The sequence below is a fragment of the Micromonospora sp. NPDC053740 genome (genome assembly GCF_040677775.1).
Lineage (GTDB): Bacteria > Actinomycetota > Actinomycetes > Mycobacteriales > Micromonosporaceae > Micromonospora > Micromonospora alfalfae.
Genome location: NZ_JBFASO010000005.1, coordinates 1 through 17,319, shown reverse-complemented (window position 1 = coordinate 17,319; position 17,319 = coordinate 1). Strand labels below are relative to the sequence as shown.

17 protein-coding genes and 1 pseudogene are annotated in these 17,319 nt (G+C 70.1%); 7 read left to right on the top strand and 11 right to left on the bottom strand.

Annotated elements, in window-relative coordinates:
- Window positions 1-23 precede the first annotated feature (23 nt).
- Window positions 24-1,052 (bottom strand): LLM class flavin-dependent oxidoreductase, encoded by a 1,029-nt coding sequence (locus AB0K35_RS15195; RefSeq protein ID WP_238668982.1) that lies wholly within the window; start codon window positions 1,050-1,052, stop codon window positions 24-26.
- Entirely contained in the window at window positions 1,045-2,094 is a 1,050-nt protein-coding gene (locus tag AB0K35_RS15190; protein ID WP_363885748.1) for an LLM class flavin-dependent oxidoreductase, read from the bottom strand. Before AB0K35_RS15190 ends, AB0K35_RS15195 begins: the two co-directional genes overlap by 8 nt.
- 108 nt (window positions 2,095-2,202) lie before the next feature.
- Between AB0K35_RS15190 and AB0K35_RS15185 the strand changes: the two genes are divergently transcribed.
- The 4 genes from AB0K35_RS15185 (at window position 2,203) to AB0K35_RS15170 (ending at window position 6,658) form a co-directional block, all read left to right on the top strand.
- Complete coding sequence (locus AB0K35_RS15185; RefSeq protein WP_238668980.1) at window positions 2,203-2,694, top strand: MarR family transcriptional regulator; 492 nt, start codon at window positions 2,203-2,205, stop codon at window positions 2,692-2,694.
- Between the two features lie 249 nt (window positions 2,695-2,943).
- The gene (locus AB0K35_RS15180; protein ID WP_238668996.1) at window positions 2,944-4,812 is read left to right on the top strand and encodes an ABC transporter ATP-binding protein; all 1,869 of its coding nucleotides are present in this window, start codon (window positions 2,944-2,946) and stop codon (window positions 4,810-4,812) included.
- A 53-nt stretch (window positions 4,813-4,865) separates the two neighbouring features.
- Window positions 4,866-5,999, top strand: a complete 1,134-nt coding sequence (locus AB0K35_RS15175) for a sensor histidine kinase (RefSeq protein ID WP_363885746.1) — start codon at window positions 4,866-4,868, stop codon at window positions 5,997-5,999.
- Entirely contained in the window at window positions 5,996-6,658 is a 663-nt protein-coding gene (locus AB0K35_RS15170; protein ID WP_363885744.1) for a response regulator transcription factor, read from the top strand. The genes AB0K35_RS15175 and AB0K35_RS15170 overlap by 4 nt, the downstream gene beginning before the upstream one ends.
- A gap of 85 nt (window positions 6,659-6,743) precedes the next feature.
- Here the strand turns inward: AB0K35_RS15170 and AB0K35_RS15165 are convergent, their stop codons facing one another.
- The 3 genes from AB0K35_RS15165 to AB0K35_RS15155 all read right to left on the bottom strand — a co-directional run bounded on the left by AB0K35_RS15165 (window position 6,744) and on the right by AB0K35_RS15155 (window position 8,756).
- The gene (locus AB0K35_RS15165; protein WP_363885742.1) at window positions 6,744-7,178 is read right to left on the bottom strand and encodes a DUF6223 family protein; all 435 of its coding nucleotides are present in this window, start codon (window positions 7,176-7,178) and stop codon (window positions 6,744-6,746) included.
- 154 nt (window positions 7,179-7,332) lie between these two features.
- Window positions 7,333-7,821 (bottom strand): nitroreductase/quinone reductase family protein, encoded by a 489-nt coding sequence (locus AB0K35_RS15160; protein WP_363885740.1) that lies wholly within the window; start codon window positions 7,819-7,821, stop codon window positions 7,333-7,335.
- Window positions 7,822-8,000: 179 nt separating this feature from the next.
- Window positions 8,001-8,756: a hypothetical protein gene (locus AB0K35_RS15155; RefSeq protein ID WP_363885738.1), complete on the bottom strand. Its 756-nt coding sequence runs from the start codon at window positions 8,754-8,756 to the stop codon at window positions 8,001-8,003.
- 154 nt (window positions 8,757-8,910) lie between these two features.
- Here AB0K35_RS15155 and AB0K35_RS15150 point away from each other — a divergent pair.
- A pseudogene (locus tag AB0K35_RS15150) lies at window positions 8,911-9,012 on the top strand (DALR anticodon-binding domain-containing protein); the annotation flags it as partial.
- A gap of 21 nt (window positions 9,013-9,033) precedes the next feature.
- Here the strand turns inward: AB0K35_RS15150 and AB0K35_RS15145 are convergent.
- The 4 genes from AB0K35_RS15145 to AB0K35_RS15130 all read right to left on the bottom strand — a co-directional run bounded on the left by AB0K35_RS15145 (window position 9,034) and on the right by AB0K35_RS15130 (window position 13,605).
- Window positions 9,034-9,375: a metalloregulator ArsR/SmtB family transcription factor gene (locus AB0K35_RS15145; RefSeq protein WP_112585316.1), complete on the bottom strand. Its 342-nt coding sequence runs from the start codon at window positions 9,373-9,375 to the stop codon at window positions 9,034-9,036.
- Between the two features lie 189 nt (window positions 9,376-9,564).
- On the bottom strand, window positions 9,565-10,758 hold the full coding sequence (locus AB0K35_RS15140) for an endo-1,4-beta-xylanase (protein WP_363885736.1): 1,194 nt from the start codon (window positions 10,756-10,758) through the stop codon (window positions 9,565-9,567).
- Window positions 10,759-11,098: 340 nt separating this feature from the next.
- On the bottom strand, window positions 11,099-11,929 hold the full coding sequence (locus tag AB0K35_RS15135) for a PIG-L family deacetylase (RefSeq protein WP_238668973.1): 831 nt from the start codon (window positions 11,927-11,929) through the stop codon (window positions 11,099-11,101).
- 23 nt (window positions 11,930-11,952) lie between these two features.
- Complete coding sequence (locus AB0K35_RS15130; RefSeq protein WP_363885734.1) at window positions 11,953-13,605, bottom strand: immunoglobulin-like domain-containing protein; 1,653 nt, start codon at window positions 13,603-13,605, stop codon at window positions 11,953-11,955.
- 162 nt (window positions 13,606-13,767) lie between these two features.
- Here AB0K35_RS15130 and AB0K35_RS15125 point away from each other — a divergent pair, with 162 nt between their 5' ends.
- Window positions 13,768-14,673, top strand: a complete 906-nt coding sequence (locus AB0K35_RS15125; protein ID WP_238668971.1) for an alpha/beta hydrolase — start codon at window positions 13,768-13,770, stop codon at window positions 14,671-14,673.
- A gap of 4 nt (window positions 14,674-14,677) precedes the next feature.
- On the opposite strand, the gene prfH is transcribed toward AB0K35_RS15125, so the two are convergent.
- Together prfH and AB0K35_RS15115 are read right to left on the bottom strand one after the other, a co-directional pair.
- Window positions 14,678-15,307, bottom strand: coding sequence for a peptide chain release factor H (gene prfH / locus AB0K35_RS15120; RefSeq protein ID WP_363885732.1), 630 nt, complete (start codon window positions 15,305-15,307; stop codon window positions 14,678-14,680).
- Window positions 15,304-16,491, bottom strand: a complete 1,188-nt coding sequence (locus AB0K35_RS15115) for an RNA ligase RtcB family protein (RefSeq protein WP_363885730.1) — start codon at window positions 16,489-16,491, stop codon at window positions 15,304-15,306. The genes prfH and AB0K35_RS15115 overlap by 4 nt, the downstream gene beginning before the upstream one ends.
- 172 nt (window positions 16,492-16,663) lie before the next feature.
- On the opposite strand from AB0K35_RS15115, the gene AB0K35_RS15110 reads away from it, so the two are divergent.
- Window positions 16,664-17,194 carry an adenylate kinase gene (locus AB0K35_RS15110; protein WP_238668968.1) on the top strand — a complete coding sequence of 177 codons (531 nt, stop codon included), beginning with the start codon at window positions 16,664-16,666 and terminating at the stop codon, window positions 17,192-17,194.
- Window positions 17,195-17,319 lie beyond the last annotated feature (125 nt).

Here is a 17,319-nt window from a genome sequence, read left to right as displayed (position 1 = left end):
TCCTCTCGCGTGGGAAGTGCTGATCAGGCCAGCAGGTCGCGGACCATGGGGATCACCTTGGAGCCGTAGAGTTCCACGGCGCGCATCCGGGCGCTGGCCGGTTGCGCTCCGGCCGAGTAGATGAGGTCGAACCGGCCGACGCCGAGGCTGCGGATCGCACGGGCCATCCGGCGGGCCACCGTCTCCGGTGAACCGATGTAGAGGGAGCCGTTCTCCACCTCGGAGTCGAACTCCTGACGGCGGATCGGCGGCCAGCCCCGCAGTTTGCCGATCCGGTCCCGCATGATCCGGTAGTGCGGCCAGTAGATCTCCTTGGCCTGCTCGTCGGTGTCGGCGATGAAGCCCGGCGAGTGCATGCCGACCGGGTGCGCGGTCGTGCCGAGCTGGTCGGCCGCCCGGCGGTACAGGTCGATGTAGGGCGCGAAGCGCTCGGGGGCGCCGCCGATGATGGCCAGCATGAGCGGCAGCCCGTACTGGGCGGTGCGGACGACCGACTGCGGTGAGCCACCCACACCGACCCAGGTGTCCAGGTGACCCGATTCGGTCTTCGGGAACACGTCGGCGTTCTCCAGCGGGGCACGCAGGGTGCCGCTCCAGGTGACCGGCTTCTCGTCCAGCAACTTGACGAACAGTTCGATCTTCTCCTCGAACAGCGTGTCGTAGTCGCGCAGGTCGTAACCGAAGAGCGGGAAGGACTCGGTGAACGATCCGCGACCGAGGATGACCTCGGCTCTGCCGTTCGACAGCGCGTCCACTGTGGCGAAGCGCTGGAACACCCGTACCGGGTCGTCCGAACTCAGCACTGTCACGCCGGAGGCCAACCGGATCCGTGAGGTGCGGGTGGCGATTCCGGCCAGCACCGTCTCCGGCGTGGAGACCGAGTACTCCGGCCGGTGGTGCTCGCCCAGGGCGATGACGTCGACCCCGAGTTGGTCGGCGAGCACCGCCTCGTCGACGACCTGCCGGATCGCCGCCGCGTGGGAGACGAGCTTGCCGGCGTCGTCCTGCGGTACATCGCCGAACGTGTCCAGGCCGAACAGCAGATCAGACATGGTTGGGCTCCTTAGCCAGCAGCTCCCGGACCCGCGGCGCGACCTCACTGCCCAGCAGTTGGACGGTGCGCGCGCGTGCCTCGCGGGGCAGGTGCATGATGTCGTACTTCAGGTCGAAGCGGCTCAGCCGCAGGTCGCGAGCGACAGTGGCGATCTTCTGCGCCACCGTCTCGGGTGAACCGACGAAGAGCGCCCCGTGGTCGATTTCGGCCTCGTAGCGCGCGCGGTCCGGTTTGTAGAAGCCGCGTTCGGCGGCCAGGGCCGCCACGACCGGCTGCCAGTATCGCCACCACGTCTCCACCGCCTCCTCGTCGGTGTCTGCGACAAGGCCGAGTGAGTGCTGCCCGATTGGCTGCAGGGTATGCCCGAATTGTTCGAGCGCCCTGGTGTAGAGGTCGACGTGGCCGGCGAAGCGCTGGGGACGCCCGCCGATGATCGCCAGCATGAGCGGACGTCCGTGCCGGGCGGCGCGGATCACCGAGTTCGGGCTTCCCCCGACACCGATCCAGGTCGGGATGCCGCCGGGCCGCATCCGTGGGTGCAGGCGCTGGGCGGTCAGTGGGCTTCGTACCGTGCCGGACCAGGTGACCGGTTCGTCCTGCTGGAGTCGCAGGAAGAGGTCCAGCTTCTCCTCGAACAACCGCTCGTAGTCGGCCAGGTCGTAACTGAACAGCGGAAACGACTCAGTAGCGGATGCGCGCCCGAGGACGATCTGGGCGCGGCCGCCGGAGACGGCGTCGAGGGTGGAGAACTCGTGGTAGAGCCGTACCGGGTCGTTGGTGCTGAGCACTGTGACCGAGGTGCCGAGGCGAATTCGCTCGGTCGCCGTAGCGACCGCCGCCAGCAGCACCGGTGTCGCGGAGTCGTTGTGGCCCTCGCGGTAGTGCTCACCGACGCTGAACACGTCGAGTCCGGCCGACTCGGCGAGCCGTGCCTCGTCCACCAGTAGCCGTACGGTCTCGGCGTCGCTCAGCACCCGGTCGCCGTCGGTGGCCACCTCCCCGAACGAGTTGAGCCCCAGCTCGAAGTCTGCAGCTGCCATCGTCTCCTCCTCGTGCAATCCGCCGGCGACCCACGGGAGCGGACCTACCGGTTGACGTGTCAATGATGCTAACTTGACGATTGACACGTCAATTCCCGGGAGAGTGCGATGACGGAGGCCACACCCGGCCGGCGGGGCGGACGCCAGCTTCCGACCGCCGACGAGCTACGAATCTGGCGGGACTTCATCGAGACGACGGCAGCGCTCGGCTCCCGGCTCGAGTCCCGCCTACAGGGCGACTCCTCGCTCTCGAGCGGGGACTACTCGGTGCTCCTCGCCCTCAGCGAGGCGGAGGGCGAGGCGATGCGGTCGTCCGAACTCGCCTCGCACATCGGGTGGGAGCGGAGCCGGCTCTCCCACCACCTCGGGCGGATGGAGCGGCGCGGCCTCATCCGCCGCCAGGAGTGCGCCACGGTTCCCCGTGGGGCGGAGGTGCTGCTCACGACGGCGGGCGCCGAGGCGTTCAGGGGAGCCACCTATCCCCACCTGCGCGCCATCCGGGAGCTCTTCGTCGACGCCCTCACCCCGGATCAGATCGTCGCGGCGGGCGAGATCGCCGCGGCGCTGCGAGCGCAGCTCGACGCTCTGCGCACGCAGTGACGCACCGGGACACCTTCCCGGCGATATCGCATCCATAACGGCGAGTGTTCGGGCGATTGCCGAGAGCTATGTTCGGGTGGTCCAATCCTCCAGGAACCCGCCAATCCGCCTGCCCTGGCTGAGACGGCGACGGGTGCCGCCCCGGGAGGTACGACCATGATCGAGACCGCCACCGCAGAGGCTCGCCGCGTTCGACCGGGCCAACCCGGCCCTGCGCGCACGGAGTCGGTGCTGCCGGAGCTGCGGGAGATGTGGTGGGAGACGGGGGTGCGGGCGCGCGCGGAGGCCGGCGTCTTCGCCGTCTTCGCGGAGCTGCCCAGGCTCGTCTGGACAGCCATCGGTATCAGTTGGCGCGCGGACCGGCTCCGTACCGGTGTGGTGGCCGTGGCCACCGTCGGCGCGGGGGTGATGGCCGCCTTCGGCCTGTTGGCTACGCAGCGGGTGTTGGTGGAACTGTTCGCCGGAGGACCCACCGCCGACAAGGTACGGGCGGCGCTGCCCGCGCTGGCCGTGCTGGCGGCGACGGTCGCGCTCCGCGCCGGGATGGGCATCGCCACCGGGTACGCGCAGAACGGGTTGACGCCCCGGGTGAGCCGTGAGGTGGAGCGGGGCCTGTTCGAGGTGTCCACAGCGGTCCGGTTGGAGGCGTTCGACGCCGACGCGTTCGCCGATGACATGGAACGCGCCTCGCGGGGCACCGAGTCGACGATCGGGCTGGTGCAGGCGTCGATGAACCTGCTCGCCGGGCTGGCCGGGCTGCTGGCCGTGGCGGCCGCCGTCATCGTCATCCATCCGTTGCTGCTGCTGGCGCTGCTTGTCGCCACGGTGCCCAACGCGTGGGCGTCGTTGCGGGCCGGGCATCTGCGCTACCAGACGTACACCACCGGATCGGTGCGCCGACGTCGACTGTGGCTGCTGCACAAGTTGATGGCCGAACGTGCCTCGGCCCCGGAGTTGCGCTCCTACGGGCTGCGCCGGTTCCTGCTCGACCAGTACGACCGGGTGATGCAGGTGGAGACCGACATCCAGCTCGCCCTCGCCCGGCGGGTCACCACGACCACCACTGTCGGCGCCATCGTCGGCGGCCTTGCGACCGGCACCGTCTACGCCCTGCTCGGAATGCTGCTCCTCGACGGGCAGATCCCGCTCGCCGCCGCCGCGACCTGCGTCATCGCGGTGCAGTCGGCGCAACGGTCCCTGGCCATCGCCACCTTCCAGGTCGACCACGTCTACACCGAGGGGCAGCACTTCGGCGACTACACCGGTTTCATGACCCGTGCCGACGCGTACCTACCGACCGGCACCGGGCCCGTTGCCGCCGCCGATCCGGACCGGCTGCGGGAGTTGACGGTCGACGAGGTCAGCCTGCGCTACCCCGACCGGGACGACCCCGCCGTCGACGGCGTCACGTTGACGATCACCGCCGGGCAGACTGTCGCGTTCGTCGGGGAGAACGGCTCGGGCAAGACGACACTCGCCGCGATGATCGCCGGCCTTCGCGCCCCCACCGAAGGCAGCATCGAGTGGAACGGCCGCCCGTTGTCGGACTGGAACGTCGACGGGCTGCGTGCCCGGATCGCCGTGGTGACGCAGGAATACCACAAGTGGCCGTTCACCGCGGCAACCAACATCGCCATCGGCGACGTCGACAGCGAGGCCCGGCAGGATCGCATCGAGGCCGCCGCCGGCCGCGCCGTCGCCCACGACATGATCAACGAGCTTCCGCACGGGTACGAGACACTGCTCGACCGGACCTTCGCGCGCGGCCAGGACCTCTCCGGTGGGCAGTGGCAGCGCATCACCGCAGCTCGCGGGTTCCTGCGCGACGCCGAACTGCTGATCATGGATGAGCCGTCCTCAGCGCTCGACCCCCGGGCCGAGGACGCCCTGTTCCAGACCATCCGGGACCGGAAAGGTCGCGCCACCACGATCCTCATCACGCACCGGCTCGCCAACGTCCGGCACGCCGACCGGATCTTCGTCCTGCACCACGGCCGGCTGGTCGAGGCGGGCACACACGCCGACCTGGTCGCCACCGGCGGTCGGTACGCCGAACTGTTCGCCCTCCAGGCTGCCGGCTACGACGCGAACCTGGCCGAGGGCAACCAACACACCTGAACCGTCCAGTCGGACCTTCTCCCGCTGGATCGCGGGAGGCTAGGCTTCGGCCCATGTCAGGGTGGCGGGGCCGGACGGCGGACGTGGCCCTGGTGCCCGCCGTCGGTCTGGTCGCCGTCACGGGCCTGGTGGTGCAGGCGCGCGGCATCGACACCGCCCCCGAATGGGCGGCGCTGCTGGCGGTGCTGCTCTCCACCGGCGCGTTGTACGTCCGGCGGCGTCATCCGGTGCCGGTGGGCGTCGTGGCGCTGGCTGCCATCGGCGCGTACGGGGCGTTGCTGCACCGGCCCGGTCCGATCATGGTGGTGTTCGTCGTGGCGCTCTACACAGTCGTCGACGAGGGACATCTCGCGGTCGCCATCGGGCTCGGTCTCGCCTCGGTGATCGCCTTCGCCGTTGCGGACAGCTACAACCGGTCCCCGAACACCATGAACGGGGCGACGCTGCTGCACGCCGGTTGGCTCGTCGCGGTCATCGTCGGCGTGACCCGCAACCGCCGTGCCTACCTCGCCGAGGCGCAGGCCCGAGCGGTCGTCGCCGAGCAACGGATGGAGGAGGAGGCCCGGCGGCGGGCCACCGAGGAGCGGCTGCGCATCGCCCGGGAGTTGCACGACGTGCTCGGCCACCACCTGTCGTTGATCAACGTGCAGGCCAGCGCCGCGTTGCACAGACCCGATCCGGTCCGGTCCGAGCAGGCCCTCACCGCGATCAAACAGACCAGCAAGGAGACGTTGAGTGAGTTGCGCGCGACGCTGGGCGCACTGCGGCAGGCCCCGACGGTCGTGCCCGCACCAGGTCTGCACCGCCTCGGTGATCTGATCAGGACGGCCGCCCGGCCGGAGTTGGAGATCCGCACCGAGCTGGCCGAGACGCTGTCGCTCCCGCCGGAGGTCGACCTTGCGGTGTATCGGATCGTCCAGGAGGCGCTCACCAACGTGGCGCGTCACGCGCGTGCCACCGCCGCCGTGGTCAGGGTCCGGCCCGATCACGACGACGTGCTCGTGGAGGTCGAGGACGACGGGACCGGCCAGCCGGGTTCGCCGGGCAGCGGGATCCTCGGGATGCGGGAGCGGGTGCGGGCCCTCGGCGGTTCGCTGACGACTGGCGCGCAGCCGGACGGGGGCTTTCGGGTCTGTGCCCGTCTGCCGATGCGACACGACCCGGCGCCGGTGGGGGAGCAGATGTGATCCGGCTGCTGATCGTCGACGACCAGACCCTGGTACGCGCCGGTTTCCGATCCATTCTCGACGGTGAGGACGGTCTCGAGGTGGTCGGCGAGGCTGCCGACGGATTCGAGGCGGTGCGGCTGGCCCGGCAACTGCGACCCGACGTCGTCCTCATGGACATCCGGATGCCCGGGCTCGACGGCCTGGCCGCCACTGGTGAGATCGTCGCGAACTCCGATGCCCGCGTCATCATTCTGACCACGTTCGACCTTGACGATTACGTCTACGACGCGCTGCGGGCCGGGGCCAGCGGCTTCCTGGTCAAGGACACCGAGCCGGCGGAGTTGATCCACGGGGTGCGGGTGGTGGCCCGGGGCGACGCGCTGATCGCGCCGTCGATCACCCGACGGTTGATCGCCGAGTTCGCGGCCCGAGCCAGGCATCCCGACCCCGGGCCACGACTGGGTGTGCTCACCGAGCGGGAGCGTGAAGTGCTGGCGCTGGTCGCCGCCGGCCTCTCCAACGACGAGATCGCGGCGCGGTTGGTGCTGAGCCCGGCGACCGCCAAGACACATGTCAGCCGGATCATGACCAAGGCCAATGCCCGGGACCGAGCCCAGTTGGTGATCCTCGCCTACGAGTCCGGTCTGACAGTCCCTGGTTGGCTCACTCGCTCCTGACCACCGCCGTCGGGTCGTCCGGTACGGCCGCCGACGGGGCAGCCTCCGGGTGGGACGGGATCAGCCAGGCCGGAACCGGTCAGCGTCAGCCCGCCAGGCGGCCGGTGCGGCGCGCGCGAAGCAGGGCCAGCCCACCGAGCACCACGCCGGCCAGCCCGACCACAAGCGCCACGTAGGCCCCGCCCCGCCCGTTGCCCGTGCCGATGCCACTGTCCGAGGTGGCCACCACCAGCCCGCCGAGCGCCATGCTGATCAGCCCCGTCACCAGGGCCAGGACGCCGCCGAGGCTTCCCGAGCCGGTACCGAGGCGACTGGCGGGGCGGGCCAGGGCCCGTCCTCCGATGACAGTGCCGACCAGCCCCAGCAGGGCGGCCACACTGGCACCGAGACGCCCGGAACTCATGGAGAGAGCAGTTGCGGCGGTCGGTTGGGCGGAGAGGTGCGTGGCTGCCGGTGCGGCCAGCTCGATCAGTGCGAGCGGAGCGGTTACGGCGGTGGCGAGCAGGTGACGGACGGACATCGTGGATCCCCTCGGTCGCGTGACGGGTACGAGAGGCAGCCTAGGAAGCAAACCCCTGCTGAGTCGTCATGCCGGAGTTGCCGATGGGCCTACCACCCGGGATGTACGCGCTCGGGGCGTCGTACCGCAGCGGTTGTCTCTACCGTCCAGCGCGTCACGGCGTTGGGGAGCCGCCCTCCGATCTGGGCTCCAGCACCACCACTGTGGTTTCCGACGATCGCCGCGCCGCGTGGGCGTCGAAGTTCTTGTCGGAATCGCGCCAACGGGGCCACAGCCGCGACCGCTCGTCGTCGGTGGCGACGCGGGCGCGGACCAGTCGCCGCCCGTCGGGCAGATCGACTGACGCATCCGGGCGGGCCTGGAGGTTGAGCCACCAGGCGGGTGCGCCCTCGCCCCACCCGTTCATCGCCACCCCGACCAGGTTCGGACCATCCTCGAAGTAGGCGATGATGACGCTGCGCTGCTGACCGGTGCGGCGGCCGACAGTGGTCAGCCGCAGCGTGCCCCACCGGTGCTCGCGCGGTCGCCACAACCCGACCCGGCTGCCGGTGACCCGGTACAGGCCCCGGTGCACCGACCATGCCAACCGGATGAACCACCGCGGCGGAAGCCACGGTGCCTTCGTTGCCTGACCGTCCGACATGACGACCTCCTCCACCGACCGACGATGACGGCCCGACTGGCTGCCGCCGAGTTCGGCGACGCCCACTGTGGACCGTGATCCTCAAGTCTTCCGGCGGGAGCGCGACTCGCGTCCGGGTGTCCAAGATTCGACTGAGGATCGAACCGATCGGTGGAAGCCCCGCTTCGATGGCGGGCCTGTCACCCCTGCCAGGCGTCGATGGCGCGGACGCCGTCGCGGACGACCCGGTCCAGGATGGCGGGGTTGCCGCTGGCGCCCTCCCACCCCTGGTCGTCGAAGACCGTCACGGTGCTGTCGACCCGGGCCACGGCGATCTGGCTGGACGCGGTGCCGCCGGTGCGTTCGCCGTTCAGGCTCGTCTCGGGCCAGGTGCGGGTCAGCAGCAACGCCTCGTCGCCGACCCCGGGCAGCGCCTGACTCTTGACGGTGACGCGGTTTCCGGACTGGTCGTACGAGGGACACGCCTGCACCGCGGTGCGGAGCCGGCCCAGGTAACCCGAGGCGCCGTCGCCGTCGAAAGTGAAGATGGTCTGGTGGATCATCCCCTGCGGCACGTTGCTGGAGGGCTCGCCGGCCTTCTGGTAGGTGACTGTCATTGCGGCGCTCGCGGTGACCTGCCGGCCGCCGGTGCCGAACTCGTTGTCGCACAGCTTCGGCAGGGCCTCCTCGACCGGCGTCGTCCGTCGAGGAGACTTGCGCAGCTCGGCGGGCAACTCGACGAAGGCCGAGGTCGGGATGGTCACCGGGGTGCTCGCGCTCGGCGATGGCGCGTCTGTCGGGGACGCTGACGCCGACGCGGTCGCCGGTGCGGTGGTCGCCGGGGCAGAGCCGGGCGGGTCCTCGGTGGCGGTGCAGGCGGCGGCCAGCGCGACGGTGCCGAGCAGCGCGAGCGCGCGTCGCGTACGGGCCATCGGCAGTGGTGTGTATCGGCTCATCATCACCCCTCGTCTGTCCCGAGGCAGTTCCCTGCGCCGAGTCGACCGAAACGACGTCCAGGTCGGTGCGGGGCGACGTCGGCGATCCGTCGCCCGAGCGCGCTGACCTGTTTCCCGCGACCGACGGATCGAGCCGCCGCTTCGTCACTGGTCTGATGAGCTACGGGAGAGCCGGCTGCTGCTGGCCGAGCTGACCGCCCGGACCCTGCGGCAGGGGCTGCACCTGCTGGGCATCCGCACGTTGGAGCGGATGTGACGAGCCGGCCTTCCGGCCCGGTCAGCGGGCCCTCTTCGTGGCCCGCTTCCTGGGCGGCGTCAGGAGGTCGGCGATCTGCGCGATCGCGGCGGGCACCAGGCGGTAGTACGCCCAGACCCCGCGCTTGTCGCGTTCGAGTAGGCCGGCCTCGGTGAGGATCCGAAGGTGATGACTCACCGTCGGCTGGGAGAGATTGAGCGCCGCGGTGAGGTCACTCACTGACGCCTCACCTTCCGGCGCGGACTGGATCAGGCTGAGCAACCGGAGTCGCGCCGGATCGGCGAAGGCCTTCAGCACCCCCGCTAGCCGCTCGGCATCGGCCCGCTTGATGGGATCGCCGGTGAGCGGCGAGATCGCAGGCATGGCAGTTTTCGCAGTTCCCACGCCTGCCATAGTGACACCAACACCATCAATAAACCGGCAGATCCGGCACCAGCCCTCCGATGGCGTCCGGATGGCGCAACGGAACCACCGAACGTGAGTCGAACCTCGACGTCCGTGGTGGCACACGGGCCGTGTGGGGCTTCGGGAAGCTCCACACGGCCCTGGGCGTCAGCGGCGGGGTTTGGGTGCGATGCGGGGCAGGACGTACGGTGGCCCCGCGAAGATCAGGTCGGACTTCAACTCCTGGTACGCGCGCTTGGGCTGGTAGTTCTCGTCGTAGATGGTGGCCAGGCCCTCCGGCGGGTCGTCGAACCAGCCCGGCACCCACGAATGGTTGTCACTGAAACCCCAGACCGTGTACGACAGGCAGCTCCGCACGGCGAGGCACGCCTTCATCAGCACACTGAAGTTGGCGGCCGACGCCTGTAGCCGGGGGTTGATCTCCTCCGAGTTGCCCGCCTGGACGCCCTCGGTCAGCTGGCTGCGGACGTCGACCTCGGTGAACGCGGTCGCGACGCCGAGCCCGCTGAACTTCTTCAGCGCGGCGGTCACCTGGAGGGTGTCGAAGTTGCCGTACTGGGTGCCCAGGTGGCCCTGGGAGCCGACGCCGTCGATCGGGACGCCCTGGGCGCGCAGGCTCTTGGTCATGTCGTACACGAACTGGGTCTTGTCGTCCGCCGGGTTGCCCGAGCCGAACGCCTCGATGTTGTAGTCGTTGTAGAACAGCAGGGCCTTGGGGTCGGCGGCCCGCGCCCAGCGGAACGCGTCGGCGATGTAGCCGGGCCCGAGGTTCTGCGCCCAGAAGCCCTTGTAGTGCAGGGTCGACGGGGTGTCCCAAGGATCGCTGACCGCCTCGTTGACCACGTCCCACTGCCAGATCTTGCCCTTGTAGCGGTTCACGACTGTGGTGATGTGCTTGCGCAGCAGCTCGCGCAGCTCCTGCTTGCTGATGGAGCCGTCGGCGACGCCGCTGGTCAGCCAGGCGGGCAGCTGGTTGTGCCAGACCAGCACGTGACCGCGCACGCTCTGCCGGTTGCGCTTGGCGAAGTCGACGAACTCGTCGGCCGGCCCCCAGTTGTAGCTGCCGCGGGTCGGCTCCAGGCTCTCCCACTTCATCACGTTCTCGGCGGTGACCGAGGCGAACTCGGAGGAGGCCAGCTTGCGGTACTGCGGGTCGCTGGCGTCGTTGAGGGCATCCATGTTGACCGCCGTGCCGACGTGCAGGCCGTGGCGCAGGCCGAGGGTGCCGAGGCTCTGCGTCGTGGGGTCGTACTGTCGACTCGCTGTCGCCGGCACCGTGTTCAGCGTGGCGATGGTCGCGACGGCGACCAGGCCGACTGTCGACCACTGTCTCAACTTCATGTGCCTTCCCTTCCAGACGATCAATAGATAAAGGTCGATCTAGGAGGTGAGGGTCCGGTATTGGTGGGGTGGAGACGCGAGCTGGTGGGGTGACGCCGGTAGTTCCGGCCGGAAACCGGAAACTCGCTCGAAACGTTAAGCCGATCTATGTCTGGGCGTCAACGCTGAAAACTTCCGGAAATTCATCACATGACCTGCGTACCGCTGAGCGGCTGGCGGTCGAAACTTCCGGAGGCCGGCGATCGGCGACGGGTTCGCGTGGTGAGGTCAACGCGGCGCACGACACCAGGCACCGTCGACCCGGTGGCCGACGATGCCTGGTGGCGCTACGGAAGAGTGATCAGCGCAGACCGGCGAAGAGGTCGTCCTCGGGGGTCGGCGCGCCCGTCCGGTCCCGGACCCGCACGAAGGTCTCCACGCCCATCAGCTCGGTGAACCGCTCCTGGCCCAGTTGCAGGAAGAAGATGTTCTCGGTCTGACTGGCGTGAGTGGCCAGCGCGTCGAACTTCTGCGCGCCGTACTTGCTCGTGTCGACCCAGGTGGTGATCTCGTCGTCGGGCAGGCCGAGCTGCGGCACCGGCTCCCCTGCCGAGTCCGGCTCGGCCCAATCGACGCCGAGCTCCTTCATGATCCGACCGAACTCCGCGAACGCCGTACGCGGCACGGTGGTCCAGTAGACCTTCGCGGGGACGTCCGTCTGCTCGACGGCGGCCATGGTGATCCGATGGGCCTGGATGTGGTCCGGGTGGCCGTAGAAACCGTTCTCGTCGTACGTGACGATCACGTCCGGCTGGTACTGCCGAATCAGCTCGGCGAGTCGGGCCGCCGCCTCCGCCACCGGCGTCGTCCAGAACGCGCCGGGCTGGTCGTTGGTGGGCCAGCCCATCATCCCGGAGTCGGCGTAGCCGAGGGTCTCCAGGTGGGTGACGTTCAACGTGGCGCAGCTGGCCTCCAGCTCGGCCTGGCGCATCGCCACCACAGCGGCCGGGTCGTGCCCCTCCTCGCCCGGCTTGACCCCACCCGGACCGTCCCCACATCGCCCGTCGGTGCAGGTCACAAGGACTGTGGTGACCCCCTCGGCGGCATAGCGGGCAAGCACGCCGCCGGTGCTCGTCGCCTCGTCGTCGGGGTGGGCGTGCACCGCCATCAGGGTCAGAGGTCGCTCAGCCATGCCACCACCCTACGGTCATCCGGCTACGGCCCCACGACCTGCACCGGGAACGAGGCGGTCCTCGTCACACCGACCACCGAGTAGGACACGATGACGGTCCGCGCACCTGCGGTGGTGCTGTCGTACCCCGAGAGCGTGTACCCGCCGTGGCCGTGCTCCAGCACCTCGTCCCGCATCCCGTCGGTGTAGTCGGCGGTGACCACGAGCCCCGTGCGGTCCAGGGGCTCGCCGACGGCGTACGTGGTCCTGGTCGGTGGCTTCCGCACCGCGACGCTCGTCGGGTCGGCACCCCGCATAGCGGCATGCTCCGCCTGGGTGAGGGCGAAGACGGTCCCGTGGCGCAGCACGCCGTCCGCCAGGTCGTATGCCGGCTTCCGACTCCAGTCGATGGGCGTCCAGTCGCCCGACGCGAGGTCCGCGCTCCAGTACGGGTGCAACTGCTCCTCCAGGTGCCCACCGGAGGGCGAACCGGCCCAGATCTGGTCGGCCCAGAGGTAGTAGCCCTCTCCGCGTACGTCACAGGGGTTCGCCTTGACCACCATCGGCGCTTCGGCGTAGGTGGTGTTCATCCTCCGGTGGGTGATGCAGCTCGACACCAGTTCCCACTCGTCAGGGGGAGCGAGGATGGCTGTCGACCGCTCCTGATAGATGTCCTGCGCGCCGCACGACGGGACGTACGGTGTGACCCCGATGCCGGTGGCCGTCCGGTCGCTGACGAAGCGGTGGTAGGACCCGTCCGTGTCGTCCCGGATGATCATCGCGTCCAGCGCCCCGTGGTGGGGCCGGCCGCACATCACCTGCGCCGGGGTGAACGTCACGAAATCTCGCGTGGTGCTGTAGAGGGTCTGGTTCCTCGTGAGCGGGAAGCGGCCACGCGGGTCGGTGCGCTCCGGTGTGTAGTAGGTGCCGGGGGCGTACATCGACGACGTCCAGTAGACGACGTAGGCGCCGATCGACTCGTCCCAGATGGCCTCCGGGGCGAACGCCATGCCTGCCTCTTCCGGGGCGACCAGCACGTGTCGCTGCTCGGACCAGGTCCGCAGGTCGGTGGACTCCCACACCTCGATGTGCCGGCTCGCGCCGCTCTGCGCCCAGTCCCAACCCCGCCACCCGTACGACCGGCCATCGACGTTCAGGTCGGTGGCGACGAGGTAGAACCGGTCCCCCTCCGGGGAGCGGACGATCGACGGGTCGCGGATGGCGTGCATGCCAGCGCGGGACCGCAGCACCGCCTGCCCGTCGTTGACGGCTGCCCAACTGGTCGGATCGTTTCCGATGCTCGCGGCAAGGTAGAGCTGTTGCCCCGCCTGGCTGTTGGATCGGGCGAAGTTCGCCATGCCGTAGCGCGAGAACGGAGCCAGCGCGACAGCGGGGCGCACTGTCAACACGAAGTCCCGGCGCGCCTCGACGGCGTCGACCCGGATCCGGGCCGTCATGGTCACCTCCGTCGCGGAAGCCCCGACCGGCGGACGGGTGACGACACCAGCGGCGCTCGCGCCGTCCGCCCGATCGGACACGACGTCGGGATTCGACGACGTCCATCCGATCGCAGCACCAGTCGCCGTCGCCGTCGGCAGCGTCACGTTCCCGCGTACGTCGTCAGCGTTGCGGATCGTGATCTCGGCCAGCGCCCGGTCCGCGCCCGCGCCCGCGGTGGTCTCCTCGCCCCGTGCCACCCGGACCCCCCTCCGCCACCACCTGACGCACCAAAGCGGGCATCGTACCCAGTTCGGCATCCGTCGGGCGGTCCTCGTGTGAACGGCTCTCACGCTCCGGGCAGGTCGTTAGATTCGGGCGTGATCGGCACATCCGAGCAGGTCCGGACGCGGGGGAAGTCGATGGCAAGGACCGCTGGCGGGTTCACTGACCTGCGACAGGTCGAGGCCGGTGTGCTGAACGTCGGATACGTGGACGCCGGGCCGCCCGACGGGGACGCGGTGATCCTCCTGCACGGGTGGCCCTACGACATCCACAGCTTCGCCGACGTCGTGCCGCTGCTCACCGCCGCCGGTCACCGGGTCGTCGTACCGTACCTGCGGGGCTACGGCACGACCCGGTTCCTCTCCGACGACACCATGCGAAACGGCGAACCGGCGGCCATGGGTCTCGACCTCATCGCCCTGATGGACGCCCTGAACATCGACACCGCGAAGCTCGCCGGGTTCGACTGGGGCGCGCGGACCGCCGATGTCGTCGCCGCGCTGTGGCCCGAACGCTGCCGAGGGCTGGTCTCGGTCAGCGGTTACCTGATCGACGGGCAGAAGTCGGGCACGGTCCCGTTGCCGCCGAAGGCAGAGTTCGCGTGGTGGTACCAGTACTACTTCGCCACCGAACGCGGTCGGGAAGGCTACGACAAGAACCGGCGCGACTTCGCCAAGCTGATCTGGCACACCGCGTCGCCCAGATGGACGTTCGACGACGCGACGTTCGACCGCAGCGCGGCGGCGTTCGACAACCCCGACCACGTCGACATCGTCATCCACAACTACCGCTGGCGGTTGGCCCTCGCCGACGGTGAGCCGCAGTACGAGGAGATCGAGGAGCGCCTGGCCGCGAAGCCGAAGATCACGGTGCCCAGCATCTCCCTGGAGGGGGATGCCAACGGCGCGCCGCACCTGGAGCCCACCGTCTACGGCAAGCAGTTCGCCGGCCCGTACGAGCACCGGACCGTCGGGGGCGGTGTCGGGCACAACCTGCCGCAGGAGGCGCCGCAGGCATTCGCGGACGCGGTGCTGGAGGTCTGAGTCGCTAGCCTCCCGGTCGCCGGGGCGTCGGGCGTTCCACCCGCACCGGATCGCCACGGACCAGCCCGTCGTGGATGCGCCACCGGGCGGTGGTGACGGCCCGCCGCGCAGCCTTGTCGCCCTGCTTGATGCGGTGGCGCAGCAGGTCCAGGGCGATCCGGCGGTTGAGGCCGAACTGCCGCTCCTCGTCCACCACGACCACCAGGCCCGAAGGACGGTGCGTCGCGCGTACCGCAGTGCTGGCCTTGTTCCGGTGCTGACCACCCGGCCCGCCGGTGCGGCAGGCGACGATGTCGACGTCCGCCTCGCGGAACGTCGTCGGCCGAGCGGCGCGTTCGGGCGGCTGGGCGGTGACGTACCAGTTCTTCCGGCCGATGCCCGACCGGTACGGGCTCGGGGCCTGCCAGCACAGCGTCCCGGTCCACGAGGCCGCGAACGCCTCGGCGTCGACGCCGGAGATCCGGATCAGCACCGACCGGTAGGTGCCGGCGCGGTCGCCGGGGACCGCCTCAACCTGCTGGATCGTCAGACCTCGGCCGACGCCCTCGCCCCGCAGGCGGTGCAGCAGTTGACTCAGTGCCCAGGCGCACTCCTGCGGCCCACGCCCGGCTGACAACAGCAGCAACGCGGTCACGAGCGGCCTCGCCGGCCGCGGTGGCCCCGCCGGTCCGGGCGTCCGGCGAACCCGAGGTCGGGCGTCTTGTAGGTGACCACTGGCGTCGTGCTGACCACCGGCGTGGCCAGCCGGTGTTCGACCAGGTCGGCGATCACCTGCTCGATGCGCTTGTACGCGGTGGGCGCCTCCTCGAAGAGCAACTGCCGGTCGCCGCACACCACAAGAGAACCCACAGGGGTACGGCGTAGCTCCTCGACAGTGTGCTTGGCCCGGCCCCGCCGCAGCGCGTCGGCGCGCGACATCTTGCGGCCGGCGCCGTGGGCCACCGAGAAGTTGGCCTCCGGCCCGGCGTGGGCGGCCACCAGATAGGACGCCGTTCCCCGGGTACCGGCGATCAGGACATCGCGCCCGTCACCCGACGCTGCGCCCTTGCGGTGCAGGTAGACCCCGTCCCGAACCTCGACCAGGTTGTGGCACTGGTCGACGATCGGCGCGGTGGGCTCGGCCCCCAACGCGTGCGCCACCCGGGCGGCCAGCACCCGTCGGTTGAGCGAACCCCAACGCACGGCGTCGTCGTGCATGCCCAGGTAGGCGTCGGGGTCGGGTGCCGCACCAGCGCCGTGGACCTCGGTGTGCGCCCGCAGGATCCGCTCGCCCAGACCACGGGAACCGCTGTGCACGATCAGCACGAGATCGCCCGCGTCGAGCCCCAGCCGGCCTGCGTGCCGTACGTCGAAGACGGTGTCGACGCGGGCCAGTTCCACGAAGTGGTTGCCCCGGCCCACCGTCCCGAGGCCGTCCAGGTGGCCGGCCGGAACGGCATCGTCGACGGCGGCCCAGGCGGGGTCGTCGGCGTCGCGCACCGGGTCGAGCGCCTGGTCGAGGTCGGGGAACCGGGTGGCGAGCCGTTCCGGTACGGCCCGCTTGAGCTTGATCGGAAACACGGCGATGCCGCAGCCGATGTCGGAGCCCACCAGGAACGGGTACAGCACTGTCGACGCCATGGCCGCGCCGATGGGGGCGCCCTTGCCGGGATGCAGGTCCGGCATCGCGGCGACGTGCCGCATGCCGTCCAGGGCGGCGACCTGTTGGCACTGCGCGAGCGCGTCGGACTCGATCCAGCTCGCGGGAGAGGCGAACACCGTGACGGTGGCCGGGGCGGGCGGGGGCAGGGGCTCCCGAGGGAGATGGTGCTGGGACAAGGAGGCTCATCTCTGGCTGCGAACGTGAAAGCGGACGGCGTCACGGCCCCCGGGAGGCATCACCGGTGGCGCGGAGCAGGGGGTGGAGTCCGTCAGTACGTCATGCACGTCACTCTGGCCGAGGCGCGCCAGGCACGACAACCGATTTTCCTTCACGACGTACGCTGCCGCGATGAGCGCACCGCGTCGCATCCTGGTCTACGGGGTGTACGGCTCCGGCAAGTCCACCCTCGCGGCGCGGTTGGCCGAACACCTCGGACTGCCCTGGTATCCGGTGGACGATCTGCTCTGGCAACCGGGCTGGGTCGAGGTGCCGGTCACCCAGCAACGTGGCCGGATCGAGGAGATCTGCCGACGGGACCGCTGGATCATCGACGGGGCGTACCACGGCTGGCGGGATGTCCCGATGGCCCGCGCCGATCTGGTCGTCGGCCTGGACTATCCACGATGGCGTTCGTTCGGGCGGTTGCTCCGTCGTACCGTTCGCCGGGTGGTCACCGGCGAGGTGATCTGCAACGGCAACCGCGAGTCGCTGAGCAGCGTGCTGTCCCCGGACTCGATTCTGGTGTGGCACGTCACGGCCTTCGGCCGCGCCCGGCGGCGAATGCGGGCCTGGCAGGCCGACCCGTCCGCGCCGCCGGTGGTGTTACTGCGCTCCCCAGCGGAGCTGGACGTCTGGCTGGCCGGGCTGCCTCGGCGGTGAGGCCGCGCGAGGCGCGGACGGCCGCCGCGACAGTCAATGGCGAACGCGTCGTCGGCCCGCTCCCGGTGGGCTGACGCCGGCCGCACCGACCCGAGGGCTGCGAGCCGAGGTCTGGCGGCTCGGCG

Bases quoted from the DNA above. Each gene is read 5' to 3' on its own strand.
- AB0K35_RS15110 (WP_238668968.1), top strand. From the start codon at position 16,664: ATGAGCGCACCGCGTCGCATCCTGGTCTACGGGGTGTACGGCTCCGGC.
- AB0K35_RS15140 (WP_363885736.1), bottom strand. From the start codon at position 10,758: ATGAAGTTGAGACAGTGGTCGACAGTCGGCCTGGTCGCCGTCGCGACC.
- AB0K35_RS15125 (WP_238668971.1), top strand. From the start codon at position 13,768: ATGGCAAGGACCGCTGGCGGGTTCACTGACCTGCGACAGGTCGAGGCC.
- AB0K35_RS15195 (WP_238668982.1), bottom strand. From the start codon at position 1,052: ATGTCTGATCTGCTGTTCGGCCTGGACACGTTCGGCGATGTACCGCAG.
- AB0K35_RS15145 (WP_112585316.1), bottom strand. From the start codon at position 9,375: ATGCCTGCGATCTCGCCGCTCACCGGCGATCCCATCAAGCGGGCCGAT.
- AB0K35_RS15175 (WP_363885746.1), top strand. From the start codon at position 4,866: ATGTCAGGGTGGCGGGGCCGGACGGCGGACGTGGCCCTGGTGCCCGCC.
- AB0K35_RS15155 (WP_363885738.1), bottom strand. From the start codon at position 8,756: ATGAGCCGATACACACCACTGCCGATGGCCCGTACGCGACGCGCGCTC.
- AB0K35_RS15185 (WP_238668980.1), top strand. From the start codon at position 2,203: ATGACGGAGGCCACACCCGGCCGGCGGGGCGGACGCCAGCTTCCGACC.
- AB0K35_RS15160 (WP_363885740.1), bottom strand. From the start codon at position 7,821: ATGTCGGACGGTCAGGCAACGAAGGCACCGTGGCTTCCGCCGCGGTGG.
- AB0K35_RS15165 (WP_363885742.1), bottom strand. From the start codon at position 7,178: ATGTCCGTCCGTCACCTGCTCGCCACCGCCGTAACCGCTCCGCTCGCA.
- AB0K35_RS15135 (WP_238668973.1), bottom strand. From the start codon at position 11,929: ATGGCTGAGCGACCTCTGACCCTGATGGCGGTGCACGCCCACCCCGAC.
- AB0K35_RS15180 (WP_238668996.1), top strand. From the start codon at position 2,944: ATGTGGTGGGAGACGGGGGTGCGGGCGCGCGCGGAGGCCGGCGTCTTC.
- AB0K35_RS15190 (WP_363885748.1), bottom strand. From the start codon at position 2,094: ATGGCAGCTGCAGACTTCGAGCTGGGGCTCAACTCGTTCGGGGAGGTG.